Annotated in this window: 16 protein-coding genes; 13 read left to right on the top strand and 3 right to left on the bottom strand. The window is 47.6% G+C overall.

Annotated elements, in window-relative coordinates; translation table 11 throughout:
• The first annotated feature begins 47 nt into the window (after positions 1 to 47).
• The 5 genes from GRF55_RS10180 to GRF55_RS10160 all read left to right on the top strand — a co-directional run bounded on the left by GRF55_RS10180 (position 48) and on the right by GRF55_RS10160 (position 2,552).
• Positions 48 to 434, top strand: coding sequence for a barstar family protein (locus tag GRF55_RS10180; protein ID WP_220368300.1), 387 nt, complete (start codon positions 48 to 50; stop codon positions 432 to 434).
• Positions 435 to 441: 7 nt separating this feature from the next.
• Positions 442 to 840, top strand: coding sequence for a hypothetical protein (locus GRF55_RS10175; protein ID WP_220368299.1), 399 nt, complete (start codon positions 442 to 444; stop codon positions 838 to 840).
• 11 nt (positions 841 to 851) lie between these two features.
• Entirely contained in the window at positions 852 to 1,352 is a 501-nt protein-coding gene (locus GRF55_RS10170) for a hypothetical protein (RefSeq protein WP_220368298.1), read from the top strand.
• A 344-nt stretch (positions 1,353 to 1,696) separates the two neighbouring features.
• A complete protein-coding gene (locus GRF55_RS10165) occupies positions 1,697 to 2,029 on the top strand; it encodes a hypothetical protein (RefSeq protein WP_220368297.1) in 333 nt (110 codons plus the stop codon).
• 55 nt (positions 2,030 to 2,084) lie between these two features.
• Positions 2,085 to 2,552, top strand: a complete 468-nt coding sequence (locus tag GRF55_RS10160; RefSeq protein WP_220368296.1) for a hypothetical protein — start codon at positions 2,085 to 2,087, stop codon at positions 2,550 to 2,552.
• Between the two features lie 115 nt (positions 2,553 to 2,667).
• On the opposite strand, the gene dapF is transcribed toward GRF55_RS10160, so the two are convergent.
• On the bottom strand, positions 2,668 to 3,516 hold the full coding sequence (dapF, locus tag GRF55_RS10155) for a diaminopimelate epimerase (RefSeq protein ID WP_220368295.1): 849 nt from the start codon (positions 3,514 to 3,516) through the stop codon (positions 2,668 to 2,670).
• Positions 3,517 to 3,730: 214 nt separating this feature from the next.
• Between dapF and GRF55_RS10150 the strand changes: the two genes are divergently transcribed.
• The gene (locus GRF55_RS10150) at positions 3,731 to 4,390 is read left to right on the top strand and encodes a hypothetical protein (protein ID WP_220368294.1); all 660 of its coding nucleotides are present in this window, start codon (positions 3,731 to 3,733) and stop codon (positions 4,388 to 4,390) included.
• 163 nt (positions 4,391 to 4,553) lie between these two features.
• Here the strand turns inward: GRF55_RS10150 and GRF55_RS10145 are convergent, their stop codons facing one another.
• Positions 4,554 to 5,252, bottom strand: coding sequence for an NAD-dependent deacylase (locus GRF55_RS10145; protein WP_220368293.1), 699 nt, complete (start codon positions 5,250 to 5,252; stop codon positions 4,554 to 4,556).
• 225 nt (positions 5,253 to 5,477) lie between these two features.
• On the opposite strand from GRF55_RS10145, the gene GRF55_RS10140 reads away from it, so the two are divergent.
• Genes GRF55_RS10140 through GRF55_RS10125 form a run of 4 tightly spaced genes read left to right on the top strand, consistent with a single transcriptional unit; the run spans position 5,478 to position 8,785 of the window.
• Positions 5,478 to 6,083, top strand: a complete 606-nt coding sequence (locus GRF55_RS10140; RefSeq protein WP_220368292.1) for an FKBP-type peptidyl-prolyl cis-trans isomerase — start codon at positions 5,478 to 5,480, stop codon at positions 6,081 to 6,083.
• Between the two features lie 26 nt (positions 6,084 to 6,109).
• Entirely contained in the window at positions 6,110 to 6,976 is an 867-nt protein-coding gene (locus GRF55_RS10135; RefSeq protein WP_220368291.1) for an FKBP-type peptidyl-prolyl cis-trans isomerase N-terminal domain-containing protein, read from the top strand.
• 13 nt (positions 6,977 to 6,989) lie between these two features.
• A complete protein-coding gene (locus tag GRF55_RS10130) occupies positions 6,990 to 7,901 on the top strand; it encodes an FKBP-type peptidyl-prolyl cis-trans isomerase (RefSeq protein ID WP_220368290.1) in 912 nt (303 codons plus the stop codon).
• Complete coding sequence (locus tag GRF55_RS10125) at positions 7,898 to 8,785, top strand: FKBP-type peptidyl-prolyl cis-trans isomerase (RefSeq protein ID WP_220368289.1); 888 nt, start codon at positions 7,898 to 7,900, stop codon at positions 8,783 to 8,785. The genes GRF55_RS10130 and GRF55_RS10125 overlap by 4 nt, the downstream gene beginning before the upstream one ends.
• A gap of 658 nt (positions 8,786 to 9,443) precedes the next feature.
• Here the strand turns inward: GRF55_RS10125 and GRF55_RS10120 are convergent.
• A complete protein-coding gene (locus tag GRF55_RS10120) occupies positions 9,444 to 11,153 on the bottom strand; it encodes a Na/Pi cotransporter family protein (RefSeq protein WP_220368288.1) in 1,710 nt (569 codons plus the stop codon).
• Positions 11,154 to 11,241: 88 nt separating this feature from the next.
• Between GRF55_RS10120 and GRF55_RS10115 the strand changes: the two genes are divergently transcribed.
• The 3 genes from GRF55_RS10115 to GRF55_RS10105 all read left to right on the top strand — a co-directional run bounded on the left by GRF55_RS10115 (position 11,242) and on the right by GRF55_RS10105 (position 16,167).
• The gene (locus GRF55_RS10115; RefSeq protein ID WP_220368287.1) at positions 11,242 to 12,906 is read left to right on the top strand and encodes a nucleoside kinase; all 1,665 of its coding nucleotides are present in this window, start codon (positions 11,242 to 11,244) and stop codon (positions 12,904 to 12,906) included.
• Positions 12,907 to 13,308: 402 nt separating this feature from the next.
• The gene (locus GRF55_RS10110; protein ID WP_220368286.1) at positions 13,309 to 15,156 is read left to right on the top strand and encodes a 2-oxoacid:acceptor oxidoreductase subunit alpha; all 1,848 of its coding nucleotides are present in this window, start codon (positions 13,309 to 13,311) and stop codon (positions 15,154 to 15,156) included.
• 6 nt (positions 15,157 to 15,162) lie between these two features.
• Positions 15,163 to 16,167: a 2-oxoacid:ferredoxin oxidoreductase subunit beta gene (locus GRF55_RS10105; protein ID WP_220368285.1), complete on the top strand. Its 1,005-nt coding sequence runs from the start codon at positions 15,163 to 15,165 to the stop codon at positions 16,165 to 16,167.
• Positions 16,168 to 16,206 lie beyond the last annotated feature (39 nt).

The following is a 16,206-nucleotide window of genomic DNA, read 5'->3' as shown; positions in this document are numbered from 1 at the left end:
ATCCTGTTTCTTACACTTCTGCTATTCGATTCAAACCATAAAATATTATGAATAAATTAAAGCATTTTCTATTCTATCAACAATTGCCAGAGATATCTATCAACAAATTTTTTTTCGTTGATGTTACGGATATAAAGTCAAAAGAAGAACTTTTATATTCTTATTATCAAGTCTTTAATTTCCCCTCTTATTTTGGTTTTAACTGGGATGCATTGTATGATGCCTTATGTCATTTGGATAAATGGTTAGAAGAAAAAAAAATATTTATCATTCATAAAGATTTGTCTTGTCTTGGAAAAGATGATTTTAAAATTTATATTTCTGTGTTATCTGACGTATGTGATTTTTGGAAACAATATCCTGATTCTTTAGAGTTAAAAGTATATTTTCCAGAATTAGACAAAAACAAAATTCAGCAAATTTTGAGTAGGTGAATAAAAAATGAACCGCCTTCTTCTCCATATCGCCCTCTTGCTATGCGCCTTACAGGTGCATGGGAATGACAGCATAAGTGCTGCCATGGGTATAAAAAGTTCATATCCTGTTTATAGACGCGGTGGGTTGATTGGATTATTTGTTCCAGGAATAACTTTAGGAAGAAATATGATGGTCAATACAAAATATTTATATTCATCTAACGATAAAGATGTTGACTTTTATTATAAAACATTAGCTCACGAACGTGCACACATCTATCAACAAAAAATCATGGGATGCTTTAACTTTTATTTAAGGACGTTATATGAATATCTGGTAAGTCCAGGTTATTGGAACAATCCGTACAATAATCCAAAATGCTTAGAATATTGGGCAGATTTATATATGAAATTAACTCATTAAATACTAGTATCATGAAGAACTTTTTATTTCTATTCTTAACTGTATTGACTACATGTGAAAGTGGGAGAATTATATATGGGTATGAAGATGTAATACCACAATCGAGAAGAGATTCAATATCTATTGATGTGAAAAATGCTAGTGTTATATTTTTCAATATGTCACCTTATATAAATATAGAAATAGAAATACAAAACGAAAAGAGTATTCCTTTGTATTTATCATCAGAAAAATCATACTTAATATTGTATACAGAACATGAGGCTTTGCAATATAAAAATACCATAGACACTCTAGGCACTTTTTTTCAGATGCTTTCACATGAAGCAAAATTGAAATATAAAAACGGCACAATTCCCCCCTATGAAAAGAAACAACAGAATTTCTCTTTTGAAGTTAATGGAACGGATTATATAACATACAAATCGATGAAAGAAAAAAGATACAAATTATTTCTGTCATTAGATTTAAAAGATGAAAATGGTAATAAAATAGAAAAAAAATCATATTAGTACCCATAAAATACAAAAAATATGGACAAAGGAGTTTCCACAATATATGAACCGCCTTCTTCTCCATATCGCCCTCTTGCTATGCGCCCCCCGTTCGTTCGGATATGCTATCCGAACGGGCTTAATATCAGCATTTGCAATGCGACTTTATAGACAAAACAAGCGGAAAGTTTTTGGGGATTACAATTGCTTTCCCCTTCGGACAGCGATTTACATTTGCTGTCCCCTTCGGACAGCGAACGTTGTTTCCCTATATTCAAAACGGGCGGATAACATATCCGCCCGAACGGGGAGAACTACAGAATTCAATACACGTTCCCATAATGCGTAAAAAAAATAACGTTATGAAAAAAATAATATATGTAATATTGTTTCTTTTGCTTATCTCTTCATGTGAGGGCTTTAATCATATAGAAGGAGTCGTAATGGACTCAAAAACACAATTACCTATAAGCTATGCTTTAATAATTAAAAATAAGAATGATAGCCTTTATACAGATAGTCTAGGAAAATTTATAATCTCTCATGGAATGATCTTAACTGGTCCTTTTGGATATCCTGGGATGTCAGTAACTTTTGCAAAATCTGGATATAAAACTATAAAAAAACATTATCGAGGATGGAAAAATTCTCCTGTTATTATTATGATGCTCCCATTAAATAATAATGAGCAATAATAAAAGGTATAACAAGTATGGTCATTATTGGTTTAATCCGTAAAATAATTTAGACATGAAATTAATACACATTTCTATAACAGTAGCTATTTTATCGTTTATGTCGTGCGATCCTCCGATTTTTTTAGTTTCGATAGATAATAGATATAAAAAAGAAATTGAATTTGATTGTGGAAAAATAGACGTTGAATGTAATACACTCGGTGGTGTGAGTTTTACGATTAAGCAGGTTTATCGTATTACGAATTCTCTTGACGTTAGTCCTAAAAAACTATCTATCAAGTATAAAAACAATGATATAAAATACACGGTTTATCTAAATGGAACGTTGATTAATGAACGAGGAAAAATCAGGAATGACGATGTTGTTGTTGTCTGTTTTACAAAAAAAGTAAAAAAAAACGACACCATTATCGTCAATTTGAATGATTTTTTACATTGCAATGGCAATCCGATAAACACAGGAAATATCTTTTTTGTTGTTGACAACAAACATTTTTGGAACAAGTTCCATAAAAAATAGCGTTATATTAGTACCCATAAAAGTCACAAGAAAGTATTGACAAATGAATCTTTTAACAAGACATATAGAATAAATGAACCACTTTCTCCTCCATATCGCCCTACTGCTATGCGCCTTATTTTTCGTTTAGCAAAAAAGCTGTTCCTTCAAACACGAAGCGAGCAGGACTGGTGAGCAGGAGGTGGTTGTCGGCAGCGCGCCATTCCACTTCCATACAGCCGCCATCGGCATGAATGCGCACGGTGCGCCCCGTGCGTCGGTGCATGACGGAGGCTACCGCTACGGCACAGGCTCCCGTGCCACATGCCATCGTGATGCCGCTGCCACGCTCCCAGACCCGCATCCGCACCTCGTCGTTCCCCAGATATTCCACAAACTCGATGTTGCACCCTTCAGGGAACGCCTCGTGGATGGAGAGCAACCTGCCGTCATGGGAAAGGTCAATCAGCTCAATGTTGTCCGTCATCACCACAAAATGTGGGTTACCTATCGACACAAATGTCCCTTTGAACGACTTCCCGTCGGCATGCAGCATGCCAGATGACGGTGGGCGGAACAGTTCCGGAGCATCCAGCGAAGGCTCTTGCATATCGACGCTCACCTTCTGAACATGTCCCTCTGCTACCTCCAGGCGTAAAATCTTGATACCCGAGCGAGTGGACAGGCGGACGATGGTGTGGTTTGTGAGTCCCTTCTCATAGACATATCGCCCGACACAGCAGGCAGCGTTTCCACACATCCGTGCTTCCGAGCCGTCGGCGTTGAAGATGCGCATGGAGAAATCGGCATCGCCGTCCATCGACTTTTCGATAAGCACCAGTCCGTCGCTGCCGATGCCAGAATGGCGGTTGCTCCATTGTATGGCTGTCGCTACCGGGTCAGTCACCGGATATTGCGACGCATATATATAAATGTAGTCGTTGCCAGCCGCCTCCATCTTAGAGAAACAAATCGATTTTCCCATATGTCTTCTTTACTTTTGCAGCAAAAGTAAACAAATATATACAGCCGGCAAAATATTTTAGCAAAAAGCTATAGTCAAGCCCCTACCATATTCCCTTCCGACAAATAGGGATTTCCCCTCTCATTTTTAGGGATTACCGTTTTGGGGTGTGCGGAAATTGATGCATCTTTGCAGCAGAGAAACAAACATGTTGAACTTTTAAAACATTACGACTATGAGACGCTGGATTTTTACCTTCGTAGCAATGATTACCTTCACGGTATCTGCGAACGCACTGAGTTATACGCAAGCACGGACGGAAGCACTCTTCCTGACCGACAAGATGGCTTACGAGCTGGGACTGAACACCATACAGCAGGAAATGGTCTATGAAATCAATCTCGACTATCTGCTGACCATCAGCGGCACGAGCGGCTATTACAGCATCTATTGGGACCGTCGTAACGCCGACCTGCGCTACGTGCTCACCACTAGTCAGTATCGTCGCTACTGCAATGTGCCCTACTTCTATCGTCCGATTGTTTGGGACGGGCGCAACATCTATCTGCGCATCTACGACCGCTATACCAATCGCAGTCGGTTCTACTACCCGCGTCCTGCCACTTATTCCACTTTCAGGGGAGGAAAGAACAGAGGCGCCAGTTGGTACAACCCGCGTGTCACCAGGAGCACGACGAATAGCAGTACATGGCGCAACAGCGGTCCGACCGGTACGAACAACCGCCAGTATAAAAACAACAACGACCGTTTCGGTAATAATGTGAACAGCCGTCCTGCAACGAGCACGCGTCCGAACAGCAGCTCACGGGGAAGCGTGGCACCATCCAACTCGGGCAGTGGCAGCAAGGGGCAGTTCGGCGGCACACGAAGATAAATCCATACTCTATATATACCTTAAGTAATTAAGTCCTATTTTATCAGCAAGGCGGGTGCTCCGTGATGGAACGCCCGCCTTTTTTGTTTGATAGTTTGATTTGTGATTATACCGCAGATTCCACAGAACTTAATAAGTAACCATATTTATCAATTGTCAATTTTCAATTATCAATTAACGCAATCACTTCCTTCATGCCTTCCGACGCACCTTTCTGAATGAAGGTGATGCCGCCGCTGTGGCTGGCGTTGACAGGTTTCGGGTCGATTAGATAGACTGGCACTTCCGGTCGCACGTAGTGAATCAGTCCGGCAGCCGGATAGACCGCCATTGATGTGCCGATGACAATGAAGATGTCAGCCTGCTGACAGAATTCTGCAGCGACTCCGATGTTGGGAACGGCTTCTCCAAAGAATACGATGTAGGGTCGGAGCAGCGAGCCGTCGCCAGCCTTCTCGCCCGGTTGCACCTCGCAGTTTTCCGCCGTCAGCGTCCGGATATAGCGCGGGTCGTCTACGTCGCGACTGGAACAAACCTTCGTCAGTTCACCGTGCAGGTGAATCACATGGCTCGAACCTGCCACTTCGTGCAGGTTATCTACGTTTTGTGTGATAATCGTCACGTCATATGTCTCTTCCAACTGCGCCAGCAGCCGATGTCCTTCGTTCGGCTTACAAGTGAAAAGTTGTTTGCGCCGCTCGTTGTAGAAGCGGGTCACCAATTCCGGGTCGCGCTCCCATCCCTCGTGCGAAGCCACCTGCTCCACGGGATATTGTTCCCACAAACCGCCCGAATCGCGGAAGGTGTTGATGCCGCTCTCTGCCGACATGCCGGCACCTGTCAGAACTACAATCTTTTTCATCTTACCAATCTTGATTTATTAATTACTAATCTCTGTTTTTGTCTATTAGGAACTATTCAGCCTGATAACAGGCTTGTTTGCAAATATACGAAAAAATGTCAAAAGTAAGAAACGTAAAGCAACATAAATAAAGCAAAATTTTCTTCAAATATTCCGATGTAATCAAGAAAAATAGTAACTTTGCGTCGTTTTAATCATTTTTGTTTATAAAGACAAGCGAAGAATATGGAAAAAGTAAGTTATGCCTTAGGACTTGGCATCGGACGCCAGTTGGTACAAATGGGAGCAACCGACCTTAACGTGGACGAGTTTGCTGCTGCCATCAAGGACATCATCGCAGGCAACGATCTGAAAGTGTCTCACAAAGATGCACAGGCCATCGTGGAAGACTATTTCAAAAAGAAAGAAGAAAAACTGAACGAAGAGCGTCAAGCCAAAGGACAGGTTGCCAAGGAAGAAGGCAAGAAATATCTGGAAGAGAACGCCAAGAAAGACGGAGTCGTGACTCGTGACAGCGGTTTGCAGTATATGGTGCTGCAGGAAGGAACGGGCAAGAGTCCGAAGGCTACCGACAAGGTGCGTTGCCACTACGAGGGCTTCCTGACCGACGGGACGGTGTTCGACAGCAGCGTGCAGCGCGGAGAACCGGCTGTGTTCGGGCTCGACCAGGTCATCACGGGATGGACCGAAGGACTGCAGCTGATGAAGGAAGGTGCGAAATATCGCTTCTTCATTCCCTACCGACTGGGTTATGGTGAGCATGGCGCAGGACAGATGATTCCGCCGTTTGCCACCCTCATCTTCGACGTAGAGTTGCTGGAAGTGCTCTAATCCGTAACTGAATGAAAACCACAGCCATGCGAACCGGACTCATTTTCCTGGCAGCCCTCAGTGTCGGAGCAATGGTCAGTGCCTGTCAGGGGACGACTGACACCAATCAGATGGCAACCGATGCCGACACGCTGAGCTATGCCGTCGGACAGCTCAACGGCAGTCATCTGCGGGAACATCTGGCGGATTACGGCATCGAGGAGGAATATCTCAACGAAGTGCTCAAAGGAATCCAAGAGGGGAGTGAAGCCAGTGGTGATAAAGAGCGGGTGGCTTACTACTTCGGTGTGCTGCAAGGGCTGGGCATCGTGGAGAATACCAACGAACGGGTGTTTCGCAACGACGACGGCAAACAACTTTCGCCAACCATCTTTATGGATGGAATGTATGACGGCGTGAGCGGAAAGAACAAACTGCCGACGGAGAACATGGCTCAGTTCGTGGAGCGGTGTGTCAGCAAGATGGAACTCGACTATAACCTGAAGAAGTTCGAGGACAACAAGAAACGGAACGAGCAGTTCATGGCAGAAAAGGCAAAAGCCGAGGATGTCGGTAAACTGCCTGGCGGAGTGCTTTATCAAGTGATTTATGGCGGCAGCGGCAACATGCCGGAAGACACTGCCATCGTGACCTACAATGAGGAGATACGCACGATAGACAACCAACAGGTAGCCACCACTTTCGGCGGCAATCCGCGCGTGAAGCGAGTGGAAGAGGTGCCGACAGCCATCCGCGAGGCTGTGCGCAGGATGAAGGCGGGTGCCACGTGGGAGGTCTATGTGCCGTGGAAACTCGTAGAGCAAGGAAAAGAGAAAGAGAAGATAAAACCCTTCTCCGCCCTTATCTATAAAATACATGTCATTTCAATCAAAAAGAAGATAACTAACAATTAAACAAGTTAAAACCATGAAAAAAACAATGTTTGTGATCATGACAGCTGCAGTCGTTACGCTGATGGCTTCATGTGGAAAAGGCAACAATGCCAAGGTGGATTTGAAGAACAATTCTGACTCTGTGAGCTATGCCATGGGTGCTATGTCGTCTATGCAGATGGGGCTGAACAAAGAGGTGCTGCAGATGCAGGCTGGTATCGACTCTGCTCATTTCGGACAGTTCGAAAAGGGCTTGCAGGAAGGTCTTAAAGTGAGCGAAGACAAGGCTAAGAAGGCTTACTTCCTCGGTCAGATGATTGGTATACAGATGGGTGAGCAGTATGACGGCACCGTGAAGCAGTTTGCCATGATGAAAGACCTGAAGCTCTCGAAGACCACCTTCCTCAAGGGTGTTCTCTCTGCACTGAACGGCACTCCTGCCATCGACATGGACAAGGCAAACAAACTGTTGAACGATGTGCAGGAGAAGATGATTGCTGAGAACAAGAAAGCTAACCAGAAATTCCTCGAGGAGAATAAAAAGAAGTCGGGAGTGGTAACCACCGAAAGCGGCTTGCAGTACAAAATCGTCAAAGCCGGTAACGGTCCGAAGCCGACAGAGGACGATATGGTGAAAGTCAACTATGAAGGCAAGAACATCAACGGCGACGTGTTCGACAGCACATACGACCGCGAACAGCCTGCCGTTATGCCCCTCAACCGCAACATCGCCGGTTTCAAGGAGGCTCTCACCATGATGCCTGTCGGCTCAACATGGGAACTCTACATCCCTGCTGAACTGGCATACGGTGACAACGGTGCCGGAAGAGACATCCTGCCGGGTTCGACATTGATTTTCAAAGTGGAACTGCTCAGCATCGAAAAGAAACCAGAGCCTGCTGCACCAAGCACACCGGCTGCTGCTCCTAACGCACAGAAGAAATGAGAAAAATCATCCTTTTAGCACTCGTCTTCGTGGCGAGTGCTTCTTTTAATACCGTCGCCGCTCAAAAGAACAAAGGCAAGAAGACTGCGGCAAGCACTGTCCAGCCCGTGAAGATTGTCACTTCTGCCGATTCGTTGAGCTATGCCATGGGCATGGACGTGACCCGCGAACTGATGGGTTTCCTCAAGGGCAACTTCAATGTGGACAGCGTGAACATGCCGGACGTGATTCGCGGTTTTGAGGATGGAATCAAAGGCGATCCGAAAGATAATGCGTACAGCGCAGGCATTCGGATAGCAAACATCGTCATGAAGCGCATGTTGCCCGAAATGAGCAAAGAGTTTGAGGGCACCGACATGGCTTTGGACAAAGATGTGTTCACACGTGGTTTTGCCGATGCACTGAAAAAAGTGACCACGCATTTCACCCCGGAAGCAGCCGGCACCTATGCACGAAATGCTTCAACCGCTTTGCGCGAAAAGAAAGGACGCCAGGTGAGAGAGCAGGGCGAGCGCTTCTTGGCTGAGAATGCGCAGAAGGAGGGTGTCGTGACACTGCCGTCGGGACTGCAATACAAAGTCTTGAGACAGGGAACGGGAGCCATAGCCAAGAACGACGATGAGGTGGTCGTGAAATACGAAGGACATCTCATCGACGGAACAGAGTTTGACAGCTCCTATAAGCGCGACCCACAGACCAGCACCTTCCGTCCCAACCAGGTCATCAAAGGCTGGACGGAAGCACTCACCATGATGCCCGAGGGCAGCAAGTGGGAACTCTACATCCCGCAAAACCTCGCATACGGCGAGCGTCAGGCAGGTAAGATTCCGCCATATTCTACCCTCATCTTCACGGTAGAACTGGAAAAGGTGAATGCGAAATAACGCAAGAGCGGCTGCCAGGCTAAGTGCCACGGAAGCCCTAAGCCAAGCGGCACCACTCAATGCTGGCAGTATCATCATAAGTAAAGGCGACAAGTGAAAACCCTCACTTGTCGCCTTTACTTATAATAGAACGTCAGATTCAAGGAATCGTTCACGTTCGGAAGACTTTAATCAAACTTGGTCCTCCGCTCAATCCATATTTATCCATTATCAATTGTCTAATCGTCTTTGACGCTTTTACCAAGCGTAGCGACTAAAAGAATTATCCATTAGCGCAGCGTCTTTCCTCCCGTCAGGCGCTCCCCTCCCTTCGTAGGGGAGGGGCAGGGGTGGGGTTGGTTTGGGCTTCTTCACACCCTGTATAAACATACGGAAAAGGGCGTATAAATATACGGTTGAACTTTCGTTTTCCAAAAGTTCAACTTTTAGCTTGCAAAAGTTGAACTTTTAGACGATGAAAGTTGAACTTTCAGGACGCAAAAGTTGAACTTTTGGAAACGCTATCTTAATGCGTTGAAATACAACTGTTTACGAATCGCCTATCCAAACGGCAGGCGATGTATAAATATACAATCGTGGCGAGGGGATAGGCGAGTTGTTTTTTCTTGGTGACACCCTTGTGGGGTGGTGATGTGTCTGTTGTTCTCCCGATGTGGGGTCATGCGTCTTTCTGCCGTGTACCCATGCGTGCCTCGACGACGTTAACCACATAGTCGCCCAGTTTCTCGCATTCGGAGATGATGTCCATGTACATCGTGCCGATGCCGTAGGTGTATTTGTGGTCGTTCACGTCGCTGATGTTCTGGCTCTTGAGCTGGTTGCGGTAGTTGTTGATTTCGTTTTCGATGTTGAAGGAGCGGTTGGCATCGAGGTGTTCCTTGCGTCCGGCGAGGGCGATGTTCATCTGTGTGAGTGCCTCGTTGGTGAGTTCCATCATCTGGTGCATGTGTTCATATTGGTCGGCGGTGAAATCCTCTTTCTCGCGGATGCGCCGGTTGATGCATCGTGCGATGTTGTAGCAGGCGTCGCCGATACTCTCTATCTCTGATATCTCGCGGAGCATGGCGCGGATTTTCGCTTTCGTGTCGTCTGAAAGGTGGGCATCGCTCACTTCGTCCAGGTATTTGGCTATTTCGATTTCCATGTTGTCGGAGATGCCTTCGTATTTTTCAATGCGTGAATAGAGCTTGACGAAGCTTGTCTCGTCTTTCTCTTCCAGCAGGTCGCGCACCATGCCGAACATGCGTTGGATGCGTTCGGCAAAGAGGGTAATTTCCTTTTGTGCCTCGAGCACTGAGAGTTCGGGCGTTTTCATCAGACCGCCGCGTATGAAATGGAGGCGGAAGTCTTCCTCTTCCTCCGTCATCTTCGGGTTGATGACTTTACACACAATACGCTCAATTTGTGGGATGAACCAGATGAGGATGAACGTATTGGCAAGGTTGAAGCAGGTGTGGAAGGCTGCCAGGACGAACGACAGCTTGGCTGCATTCTCCAGGAATCCCGGCATCTCTTTGGTCAGTGTCTCATCGTATCCGACAAAGCCGCACACCATGTTGATGAATGGTTTGAAGATACATAGAATCCAGACGATGCCGAACAGGTTGAAGAACATGTGGGCAAAGGCTGCGCGCCGTGCCTGCGTGTTGGCTGTCATGGCTGCGATGTTCGACGTGACGGTCGTTCCGAGGTTCTCGCCCATCACCAGTGCGATGCCTTGATAGATAGGGAGCACGCCAGAGGAACAGAGAATCATGGTGATTGCCATGACTGCTGCCGACGACTGTACCGCCATGGTCAGCACACCGCCGATGAAGAGGAAGATGATGGTTGTCAGGAAACTGTCGGGGTCGAAGTTGGAGAAGAAGGCGAGCACGGCCTGGTTCTCACCCAGATGCATGTCGATGCCGGTCTGTCGGAGTGTTCCCAGTCCCAGGAACATGAAGGCAATACCAAAGAGGAAGTCGCCGATATAGCGTTTTTTCTTCGAATAGATTAAGAGGATGGCAATGAAGAATGCCGGATAGACCACGTCGGCAATGTTGAACGAGAAGCCCAGACTCATAATCCATGCCGTCAGCGTGGTGCCGATGTTCGCTCCCATGATGACCGAAATGGCTTGAGCCAGCGTTAGAAGTCCTGCGTTCACAAACGAGACGGTCATCACGGTCGTCGCCGTTGAACTCTGTACAGCCGCAGTGACAAACGTGCCTGTCAGCACACCAGTGAAACGGTTGGTGGTCATGGCACCTAAAACGTGGCGCAGTTGTGAACCAGCCATCTTCTGAAGGCTCTCGCTCATCGACTTCATGCCATACATCAACAGAGCAAGCGAGCCTATCAATTTGAAAACAACCAAAATCGACATAATTAATATTAAATTAAGAAGACAAAATTGTCCATACGAAAAAAATGTATTAACTTTACCGCCTCAAAACGATTAAATAATCAATGTTATGAATGCAGACCAGATTCAAATCCGATGCAAAAATAATAAAAAAACACGAAACTTTGCAAAAGGAGTCACACTTTCTGAAGTTTTTGATGCGTTTCAGCCACAACTTAATGGCTTGCTCATCAGTGCCAAGGTCAATAATAAGGTTGAAGGATTGGACTTCAGACTCTATCATCCCAAGGATGTGGAGTTTCTTGACATCACCTCTTCATCCGGACTTCGTGCCTATACGCGTACATTATTTATAGTTCTTTGCAAAGCGGTGCACGACATCTATGCCGACGGCAGCGTCATGATTGATATTCCCGTTTCGAACGGTTACTATTGCGACCTGTCTATCGGGCATCCCGTAGAACAGGAAGATGCCGAAAAAATACGCCGCCGGATGCAGGAAATCATCGATGCTGCGATGCCTATCGAGCGGCATGAGTGCACGACGGAAGAAGCCATCAGCATCTTTGAAAAGAACGGCTCTGTCTCGAAAGTGAAGTTGCTCAAGAGCCTCGGAAGGTTATATACAACCTATTACCAGCTCGGCGATTATGCAGACTTTTATTACGGAGCGCTCCTGCCCAATACCAGTATGCTGTATCTCTTCGGATTGGAAAAATACTATGACGGACTGCTGCTGCGCATACCATCGGTAAAAAATCCGAATGAACTGGGAGAACTCATCCGGCAGGACAAGATGTTCGAGATATTCAAGGAGCATCACCACTGGCAGAGTCTTCTCGGACTGCAGACGGTAGGCGACTTCAACGAAGCTGTGCAAAAAGGATGGGCAACCACCGTCATCAATGTTTCCGAAGCGTTGCAGGAAAAGAAAATCGCTTCTATCGCAGAAGAGATTGCCAAGCGTAAGACGGTCAAGATGGCGCTGATAGCCGGTCCTTCGTCGAGCGGTAAGACAACGACATCCAAGAGATTGTCAATACAACTTGTGTGCAACGGCATCAAGCCCATAGCCATCTCACTCGACGACTATTTCCTCGACCGCGACAAAACACCGAAAGACGAATCGGGCGACTACGACTTCGAACATCTGCATGCCCTGAACATCCCGCTGCTCAACGAGCAACTGACCGCTCTCTTCAATGGCGAGGAGGTGGAACTGCCGAAATACAACTTCCAGACGGGGAAAAGCGAAAAGAGCGGAAGAAGGCTGAGGCTCAATCCGCACGAAATCTTGGTGGTTGAAGGTATTCATGCGCTGAATCCGGAGCTGACGGCTCAAATTCCCGAAGAGCAGAAATATCGCATCTATGCTTCCGCATTGACCACGATACTTCTGGATAAACACAACTATATCCCGACGACCGACAACCGTCTGCTGCGGCGAATCATCCGCGACCACAAATACCGCGGAGTGTCGGCGCAGGAGACTATACGCCGCTGGCCCAGTGTGAGAGCAGGAGAAAACAAATGGATATTCCCCTTCCAGGAGAATGCCGACGCCATGTTCAATACGGCAATGATATACGAGTTGGCGGTGATTAAGCAGCAGGCGATTCCTGTCTTGGAACAGGTTCCGGAGAACTGCGATCAGTTTACCGAAGCTTTCCGCCTGCGCAAATTCCTCGAATACTTCTTGCCGGTGCCTAACCGCCAGTTGCCGCCAACCAGTTTGTTGCGCGAATTTCTCGGAGGGTCGTCGTTCAAGTATTGACCCGCTCGACCCTCTCGGCAGGGATAAGCCCTTTTCAACAAGTCGGTGCAAGCCTCGAACAGAACAAACAGAGCTGGCTTTCTTAGTTCTGCGAGGTGTTGCCCGACTTATTTTTTTCAAATCGGGGACAAATACATCAATCCGCCTCTGCAGAAAGACGGCTGATTATATGGGGGTGATTGGCGTATAACCCTGCGCAAAGCGGCGGAAAAGGAAATAACGAAATGATGGGATGGTGGCGGAAATCGGAAGCAAAGTGACGGAAAAAACGGAAGAATTAGGGAAAAAGGTTCCCAAAAGCGGAGTTTCTCCAAAAAAAATTTGCCCGAATCAATATTATTTCAGAACTTTGCAACCCAATAACAGACATTAACCTAACAAAGTTCTTTAATTCATAAGATTATGGCAGAACAATTGGAAGTGAAGGAACTCGACCAAGTCGTAGTCCGCTTCTCAGGTGATTCCGGCGACGGTATGCAGCTCGCAGGAAACATTTTCTCTACGGTATCAGCAACTGTAGGTAATGGTATCTCAACCTTTCCCGACTATCCCGCCGACATCCGCGCTCCGCAAGGTTCGCTGACCGGTGTTTCAGGATTTCAGGTACACATCGGGGCAGGCAAGGTCTATACCCCCGGTGACCTTTGTGACGTGCTCGTGGCAATGAATGCGGCAGCGCTCAAGACGCAGTATCGCTATGCTAAACCACAGGCAACGATTATTATTGACACCGACAGCTTCGGTCCCAACGACCTGAAAAAGGCAGCATTCCAGACGGAAGACTATCTCGGCGAGATGGGTATCGACCCCGACCGCGTGGTGCAATGTCCGCTCACGACGATGGTGAAAGAGTGTCTTAAGGACACAGGCATGGACAATAAGGCGATGCTCAAATGCCGTAACATGTTTGCTGTGGGACTGGTTTGCTGGTTGTTTAACCGCGACCTCAGCCTCGTTGCCAATTTCCTGCGCGAGAAGTTCGCTAAGAAACCGGAAATCGCTGAGAACAATATCAAGGTTGTGCAAGCCGGATATGACTACGGTCACAACACCCATGCCAGTGTTCCTGCCACTTATCGCATCGAATCAAAGCACAAAGAGACCGGACGATACATGGATATCACGGGCAATAAGGCTACGGCATACGCCTTGATAGCTGCTGCCGAGAAAGCAGGTTTGCGCCTCTTTCTGGGCTCATATCCTATCACGCCGGCAACGGATATCCTGCATGAACTGTCCAAACACAAGTCGTGCGGCGTCATCACCGTTCAGTGTGAGGATGAAATCTCGGGCTGTGCATCAGCCGTTGGAGCATCCTTCGCCGGTGCGCTTGCTGCCACCAGCACTTCAGGACCGGGCATCTGTCTGAAGAGTGAGGCGATGAACCTCGCCGTTATCGATGAGTTGCCGTTGGTGGTAATTGACGTTCAGCGCGGTGGTCCTTCCACGGGACTGCCCACCAAGAGTGAACAGACCGACCTCCTTCAGGCACTCTACGGACGCAACGGCGAAAGCCCCATGCCCGTTATTGCGGCAACCAGTCCGACAGACTGTTTCGACGCTGCATACGAGGCAGCAAAGATTGCCCTTGAACACCTGACGCCGGTTATCCTGCTTACCGATGCTTTCATTGCAAACGGTTCGGCAGCATGGAAGTTGCCGACCATGGCAGAGCTGCCAGCCATCCGTCCGCACTATGTAACTCCGGAGATGAAGGGCAACTATACCCCATATTTCCGTGACGAGGAGAGCAAGGTGCGTTACTGGGCTATCCCTGGACAGGAAGGCTATACGCACATCATCGGCGGACTGGAGAAGGACGGCAAGACAGGAGCTATCAGTACCGATCCCGAAAACCACGACCTCATGTGTCGTCTGCGTGCAGAGAAAGTGGCAAAAATCCCCGTTCCCGACCTTCAGGTGATGGGCGACGAGGATGCCGACCTGCTTATCGTCGGATTCGGTTCTACATACGGACACCTCGTCAGCGCCATGCTTGAGTTGCAGCAGAAAGGCTACAAAGTGGCGCAGGCACAGTTCAAATATATCAACCCGCTGCCGAAAAACACGGCAGAAGTGCTCAAGCGATACAAGAAAGTGGTCGTGGCAGAGCAGAACCTCGGACAGCTCGCAATCTATCTGCGCGGACAAATCGACGGCTTCACGCCTTACCAGTATAACGAAGTGAAAGGACAGCCGTTCGTCGTGAGTGAATTAGTTACTGCATTTGAGGACATTTTAAAGAAGTAAACAGCCATGGAATATACATTTCAAGATTATAAGAAAGGACAACCACGTTGGTGTCCCGGTTGCGGTGACCATTTCTTCCTCGCATCACTGCACAAGGCAATGGCAGAAGTAGGGGTAGCACCCCACCAGATGGCAGTCATCTCAGGTATCGGATGTTCCAGTCGTCTGCCCTATTACGTAAACACCTATGCCATGCAGACGATTCATGGACGTGCGGCAGCCATCGCGACAGGTGTCAAGACTGCCAATCCCGAACTCTGTGTCTGGCAGGTGTCGGGCGACGGCGACGGACTGGCTATCGGTGGAAACCACTTCATCCATGCCATGCGTCGTAACATCGACCTGAACATCATCCTGCTCAACAACCGTATCTATGGTCTTACCAAAGGACAATATTCTCCGACCTCTCCGCGCGGTTTCGTCTCAAAGTCGAGCCCGTACGGAACCGTGGAAGACCCGTTCCGCCCGGCAGAACTCTGCTTCGGCGCGCGCGGCAAGTTCTTTGCACGCACCGTTGCAACCGATGCACCGGAGACCATCGCCGTGCTGAAGGCAGCCTATCAGCACAAAGGTGCTGCCGTTTGCGAGATTCTGCAGAACTGCGTCATCTTCAACGACCATTGTCACGATGCCGTTTACACGAAGGAAGGACGGCAGAAGAATGCCATCTACGTGCGTCATGGCGAAAAACTCGTGTTCGGTGAGAACAACGAATTCGGACTGGTGCAGGAAGGTTTCGGACTGAAAGTCGTGGAAATCGGCAAAGACGGATACACGCTGGACGACGTGCTCGTGCATGACGCACATTGTGAGGACGACACCTTGCAGCTCAAACTCGCCATGATGTCCAACGAAGACGGCTTCCCCATCGCACTGGGTGTCATCCGCGACGTGGCGGCACCGACCTACAACGATGCTGTCTATGCACAGATTGAGGAGGTGAAGCAGCAGAAGAAATACCATAATTTCGAAGAACTGCTTGCGACCAACGACACTTGGGAGGTGAAATAACAGCCTTCAAGAGGCGTTTGAATAGCGACAAGTAAATAA

Origin of the sequence: Prevotella sp. Rep29 (assembly GCF_019551475.1) — a bacterium.
Classification (GTDB): domain Bacteria; phylum Bacteroidota; class Bacteroidia; order Bacteroidales; family Bacteroidaceae; genus Prevotella.
Note: the sequence above shows the minus strand (reverse complement) of the source record. Positions and strands in the feature narration are given on the sequence as shown.

Coding starts and splice junctions, on each gene's coding strand:
- GRF55_RS10145 (WP_220368293.1), bottom strand. CDS start 5,252: ATGAAAAAGATTGTAGTTCTGACAGGTGCCGGCATGTCGGCAGAGAGC.
- GRF55_RS10160 (WP_220368296.1), top strand. CDS start 2,085: ATGAAATTAATACACATTTCTATAACAGTAGCTATTTTATCGTTTATG.
- GRF55_RS10140 (WP_220368292.1), top strand. CDS start 5,478: ATGGAAAAAGTAAGTTATGCCTTAGGACTTGGCATCGGACGCCAGTTG.
- GRF55_RS10175 (WP_220368299.1), top strand. CDS start 442: ATGAACCGCCTTCTTCTCCATATCGCCCTCTTGCTATGCGCCTTACAG.
- GRF55_RS10125 (WP_220368289.1), top strand. CDS start 7,898: ATGAGAAAAATCATCCTTTTAGCACTCGTCTTCGTGGCGAGTGCTTCT.
- dapF (WP_220368295.1), bottom strand. CDS start 3,516: ATGGGAAAATCGATTTGTTTCTCTAAGATGGAGGCGGCTGGCAACGAC.
- GRF55_RS10105 (WP_220368285.1), top strand. CDS start 15,163: ATGGAATATACATTTCAAGATTATAAGAAAGGACAACCACGTTGGTGT.
- GRF55_RS10165 (WP_220368297.1), top strand. CDS start 1,697: ATGAAAAAAATAATATATGTAATATTGTTTCTTTTGCTTATCTCTTCA.
- GRF55_RS10120 (WP_220368288.1), bottom strand. CDS start 11,153: ATGTCGATTTTGGTTGTTTTCAAATTGATAGGCTCGCTTGCTCTGTTG.
- GRF55_RS10110 (WP_220368286.1), top strand. CDS start 13,309: ATGGCAGAACAATTGGAAGTGAAGGAACTCGACCAAGTCGTAGTCCGC.
- GRF55_RS10170 (WP_220368298.1), top strand. CDS start 852: ATGAAGAACTTTTTATTTCTATTCTTAACTGTATTGACTACATGTGAA.
- GRF55_RS10135 (WP_220368291.1), top strand. CDS start 6,110: ATGCGAACCGGACTCATTTTCCTGGCAGCCCTCAGTGTCGGAGCAATG.
- GRF55_RS10180 (WP_220368300.1), top strand. CDS start 48: ATGAATAAATTAAAGCATTTTCTATTCTATCAACAATTGCCAGAGATA.
- GRF55_RS10150 (WP_220368294.1), top strand. CDS start 3,731: ATGAGACGCTGGATTTTTACCTTCGTAGCAATGATTACCTTCACGGTA.
- GRF55_RS10130 (WP_220368290.1), top strand. CDS start 6,990: ATGAAAAAAACAATGTTTGTGATCATGACAGCTGCAGTCGTTACGCTG.
- GRF55_RS10115 (WP_220368287.1), top strand. CDS start 11,242: ATGAATGCAGACCAGATTCAAATCCGATGCAAAAATAATAAAAAAACA.